The following is a 4,285-nucleotide window of genomic DNA, read 5'->3' on the forward strand; positions in this document are numbered from 1 at the left end:
CTTCGCGGCTAAAGCCGCTCCCACAGGGACTGCATCAGGCTTGACGGCCTTGCGGTCCCTGTGGGAGCGGCTTTAGCCGCGAAGAGGCCAGTACAGGTTAATGCATCAGTCGTACATCACCTTCTTCTTCCAGGTCTCTTCCTCATCGGTCTTGAGCCCTTCAGTCAGTTCGTTCTGCTCGTCCTGCGCCGGTTCCATCTTGTCCAGCACCTGGGCGTTGGCGCGGGCCAGCAGCTTCTCCAGATAGGTCAGCTGCTCTTCATACACCTTTGGCTCCGGCTGCTTGCGCAGGTATTGCACGCCGCGCTCGAACGCCAGGCGGGCCTGGCCCGGCTGGTTCTTCTGCAGGGCCATCTGGCCGAGGCTGTTGAAGAACTCGATGTGCAGCAGCACCAGGATATGGCGGATTTCCTTGACCCAGTGCTTGGCCTCGGCGGCAGGCAGGAAGCCTTCCTGGGCGGCACGGGTGACCTGGTTGTGCAAGGCTTCCAGCAAGAAACGCACGTCCTTGGCCTTGACCTCGGTCTGGATCGGGTTGGGCGGGTTGTTGACCGGGATCTGTTCGCCCTGGGCTATCAAACCTTCAAGCTCGGCAATGCGCGCCTTGAGCTCGGCATTGTGCTTGTCCACCGCCAACTGGCGCTGGTTCAGGTTGAGCTCCAGACGGGTCAGCAGCAGCTTCAGCGCCGGGGTCATGAACTGGCCGGGGAAGGTCTCGGTGATTTCACCGCAGCGGCGCAGGCGGTCGGCCAGCTCGATCTTCATCCGGGCGCGCTCGAGCTTGCCGTTCTCGACCACATTGTTGAGGTAGCCGATCACGATCAGCAACGCGATACCCGCCACGATGAGCAGGGTGATCAGAAGTGGTGTCACCGTTAATGCCTCATTGAAGAAGAATTGCAGCTTTGAGTGTAGTGAGTTTGCGCGTGAGCGAACAGGCGCCGTATGTCTGTGCTGGCCCTCTCTCTATATCGACCACCTGACGCGCAGCTGCACCCCTACCGACCCGGAAGTCATTGATTTAAATAAATTTCTACAAAGGGGTTGACGCATGTTCCAACCATCCATAGAATGCGCGCCACTTGCAGCGTAAAGCACACAGCGAAACGCGGCAGGAAGTGAAAGCAGGCAGCAATGCCAGCAGCGTGTCCCCTTCGTCTAGTGGCCTAGGACACCGCCCTTTCACGGCGGTAACAGGGGTTCGAGTCCCCTAGGGGACGCCAAATTGCGGGAATAGCTCAGTTGGTAGAGCACGACCTTGCCAAGGTCGGGGTCGCGAGTTCGAGTCTCGTTTCCCGCTCCAAATTATCCGGCAACGCTTAACGGCGGGGCAGGAAATAGAAATCCAGTCTGAATCGTGAGGTTCAGGTCCTGGTGCACTGAAAAGTGTTGTGTGTCCCCTTCGTCTAGTGGCCTAGGACACCGCCCTTTCACGGCGGTAACAGGGGTTCGAGTCCCCTAGGGGACGCCAAATGCGGGAATAGCTCAGTTGGTAGAGCACGACCTTGCCAAGGTCGGGGTCGCGAGTTCGAGTCTCGTTTCCCGCTCCAGTTTAAATACTGTGGCGTCTATGCGGTACAGTGGTGGTGAAGGTCTTCATGGCGCTTCACGCCAATAGCGGTAAAGCTTCAAATTGCGGGAATAGCTCAGTTGGTAGAGCACGACCTTGCCAAGGTCGGGGTCGCGAGTTCGAGTCTCGTTTCCCGCTCCAAATACAAAAACGCCACTCTTTCGAGTGGCGTTTTTTTTTGCTTGGGATCAGGCCTTGTCTTCCAGCTGGGCAGCGGCACTCGGGAATTTCAACCAGCTCACCTTGTCGTCGAATGACACCTCGACGAGCACATGGAACTGGAAGGTGAGGGCCAATTCTCGCAGGTCGGTTTCGCTCACGTTACCCAGCACTATCTCGCCAGCTTCGGTAGGAACGGGTAGCGCATTGGCAATGGGTAGTGTGATTTCCACCTCGGTATTGGTGCGGCTCACCCCAAGGATCCAGGCGTTGACGAGCTGTGATGTATGCCGGAATTCCCAGTCGCCCAGCGTAAAGGTGGCGCTGCCCAGATTGCGCACGTTCAACGCGCCGTTGATGATTTTGGTGCACTGGACCGTTGGCAGGCCTTCGATTTTCCGTACTGTGACAAAGTGCAAAGGTGATGGCGGTACGTCAGGTTTGTCGATCTGGTAATGCAACTCGACCCGGCTGTTCATGTGCGGCGGCACATGCACGCGAGGGATCAGGTATTCACGTGCACCTGGCGAAGTGGGTGTGCTGGTGGAGTAGCCGCCGAGTGTGCCTGGTTCGCCCCAGTATGCGGTGACTGTTTCACCGGGCCTGATGTCGGCATCGTCCGGTATGACGAATGTGACGCCATTGACGGCCTTGCCTGGCTCCAGCGTGCTGAAGAAATCACTGCCTGTCGCCTCTTTGATGCGCGGCGGTGGCAGCTCGCGGGGTGGGGGGGACGGGTCTGATTTTACCGAGCGCGCCAAGGCTCGCTGAGTTGCCGTGCCGGCCCGGTCCTGGACTTCATAACGGGCAAAGCGAGTGCCGTTGCCGGCCTGGCGAATAAAGTCGCCTGTAAACACCAGCTTCAGCGTTTTGCTGCTACTTTGCGTACCCAGGAGTTCGATGTCCTCTTTGCTCAGCGTGATCATGCCGACCATCTGTTTCCCGACCGGGTCGTCGCTCCAGAACCACTTCACGGTGTCTCCTGGTTCGGCGCCAAGGAAGGGCGGGACTTCGGCCGTGACCTCGTCGTCATTGGCCTTCAGGTAGTCCTCGGTCACCCCATCACGAATGATTAGCGGGGGAAACTCCAGCTGGTCTTCATCTGGGAGCAAGGGGGGGGTCTTGTCGATGTAAACAGTCAGCGGCCGCGACTCGGAAAGTTCACCCGCGTAGTTGAGCACGTCGTAATGCAGATCATGCTCGCCTTCGATCATCAAGCGGACAGGTGCGAGGATATACAGATCTGCAGGCTGAATTGGCTTGTCGAACGCCTTTTTCTCGACCTCTTTACCATTCCAGTACAACGTCAGGTACTCGGTCCCCAGCTCTGGCGCCGAGTGTGCCCACAGCGGGAACTCGACGCGCAATGGCTTGTAGGTGGCGACAAACGCCACGACATTGGTCGGCGCTCCCTCCACATCAGGCACCAGGTCCAATACCGTTGGCGGAACGAGCAGTGCCGTATCCGTGGCCGGTGACGGCGCTGCGGTCGATGTATTGCACGGGGCTGTGGCTTCCTGGGTGGTTCTTTTACGAGTCATCGGCCTTCTCCGAGCCTGACGTTAAGACGAAAAAGGGAAGGCGCTACGGCCTTCCCTCAGTGTTCACCAGCTGTACCGCACCCCGAGATTGACGCCCCAGGGCTGTTCGATCTTGCTGCCGTGGCTGTAGTCGAAGTCGGCATGCGCTTGCCATTGCTCTGCCCATGACAGCGCCAGGCCCACACCAACCTCACCGCGCGTACCGGACAGGTCGTTGGCGAAGCGGTTGCCGTTCACCTTGATCTGGTTATCGTTGGCCCATTCATGCACGGCCGCGACGCGCAGGTAGGGCTGGAGGGTGCGCCCGTCCGCCGCGGTGAAGGTGCGCCCTGTTGTGGCGCCGAGCTTGCCCAGCAGCGAGCGTGTGCGTTCGCCCTCGGTACTCATACCGTTGTCCAGGCTGTAGTCCTTGCCCTGCACCACCAGCCCCGAGAGCTGCGCGAATGGCTCGAGGAAGTAGCCGTCTGCCAGGCTCAGGTGCCGGCCGACTTCCAGCGAAACCCCCAGCCCTTGACTGGTGTAGTCCCCCTCGGTTTTCTTGCCGTCGCTCAGGCGTACGTCCAGGCTGTTCTCGAAGCGGTTGAGCCGAGCCGTGGCGTCGAAGTAATAGCCGCTTTCGGCCTCGAACCAGCTGGTATAGGCACCGATGTGGTAGCTGTCGACGGTTGCAGATGAACCACGTGCCAGGTTGAGGTCGGACGTGCTGATGCCCGCCGTAACCCCGACCAGCCAGTTGCCATCACCGGCTGACAAGGGGGTATCGGCGCCGAACGACAAACCTTGCTGATGCTGCTGATAAGCCACGCCAGCGCTGGCCGCGACATTGTATTTATTGCCGAAGGTACGCACCCAGGCGCCGGAGTTGCCAGGGTTGCGTCGCACCTCACCCATGCGGCTGCGCAAGGTGCCTAGTTCGCCGTACCAGATGGTTGGGGCTGCGTTGGCCAGGGCCATGACCGATTGCGTACCAGGGCTGACCACTCGGGTAGTCAGGTCGAGGAACCAGTCGTTGTCG

Annotated in this window: 3 protein-coding genes and 5 tRNA genes; 5 read left to right on the forward strand and 3 right to left on the reverse strand. The window is 59.6% G+C overall.

Annotation, left to right across the window (positions count from 1 at the left end; all coding sequences use genetic code 11):
• Window positions 1–105: 105 nt before the first annotated feature.
• A complete protein-coding gene (locus HP546_RS26735) occupies window positions 106–873 on the reverse strand; it encodes a hypothetical protein (protein WP_172231799.1) in 768 nt (255 codons plus the stop codon).
• Window positions 874–1,147: 274 nt separating this feature from the next.
• Here HP546_RS26735 and HP546_RS26740 point away from each other — a divergent pair.
• From HP546_RS26740 to HP546_RS26760, 5 genes are all read left to right on the forward strand, one after another.
• Window positions 1,148–1,223, forward strand: a tRNA-Glu gene (locus tag HP546_RS26740).
• Window positions 1,224–1,227: 4 nt separating this feature from the next.
• Window positions 1,228–1,303, forward strand: a tRNA-Gly gene (locus HP546_RS26745).
• A gap of 92 nt (window positions 1,304–1,395) precedes the next feature.
• Window positions 1,396–1,471 (forward strand) — tRNA-Glu (locus HP546_RS26750).
• Window positions 1,472–1,474: 3 nt separating this feature from the next.
• Window positions 1,475–1,550: transfer RNA gene (locus HP546_RS26755), tRNA-Gly, on the forward strand.
• 85 nt (window positions 1,551–1,635) lie between these two features.
• A tRNA-Gly gene (locus HP546_RS26760) sits at window positions 1,636–1,711 on the forward strand.
• Between the two features lie 47 nt (window positions 1,712–1,758).
• Here the strand turns inward: HP546_RS26760 and HP546_RS26765 are convergent.
• Window positions 1,759–3,156 (reverse strand): hypothetical protein, encoded by a 1,398-nt coding sequence (locus HP546_RS26765; protein WP_372242466.1) that lies wholly within the window; start codon window positions 3,154–3,156, stop codon window positions 1,759–1,761.
• A 177-nt stretch (window positions 3,157–3,333) separates the two neighbouring features.
• A partial coding sequence (locus HP546_RS26770; protein ID WP_172231802.1) for an autotransporter outer membrane beta-barrel domain-containing protein occupies window positions 3,334–4,285 on the reverse strand: 952 nt, incomplete at its 5' end.

This window comes from Pseudomonas sp. CM25 (assembly GCF_013179705.1).
Taxonomy (GTDB): Bacteria; Pseudomonadota; Gammaproteobacteria; order Pseudomonadales; family Pseudomonadaceae; genus Aquipseudomonas.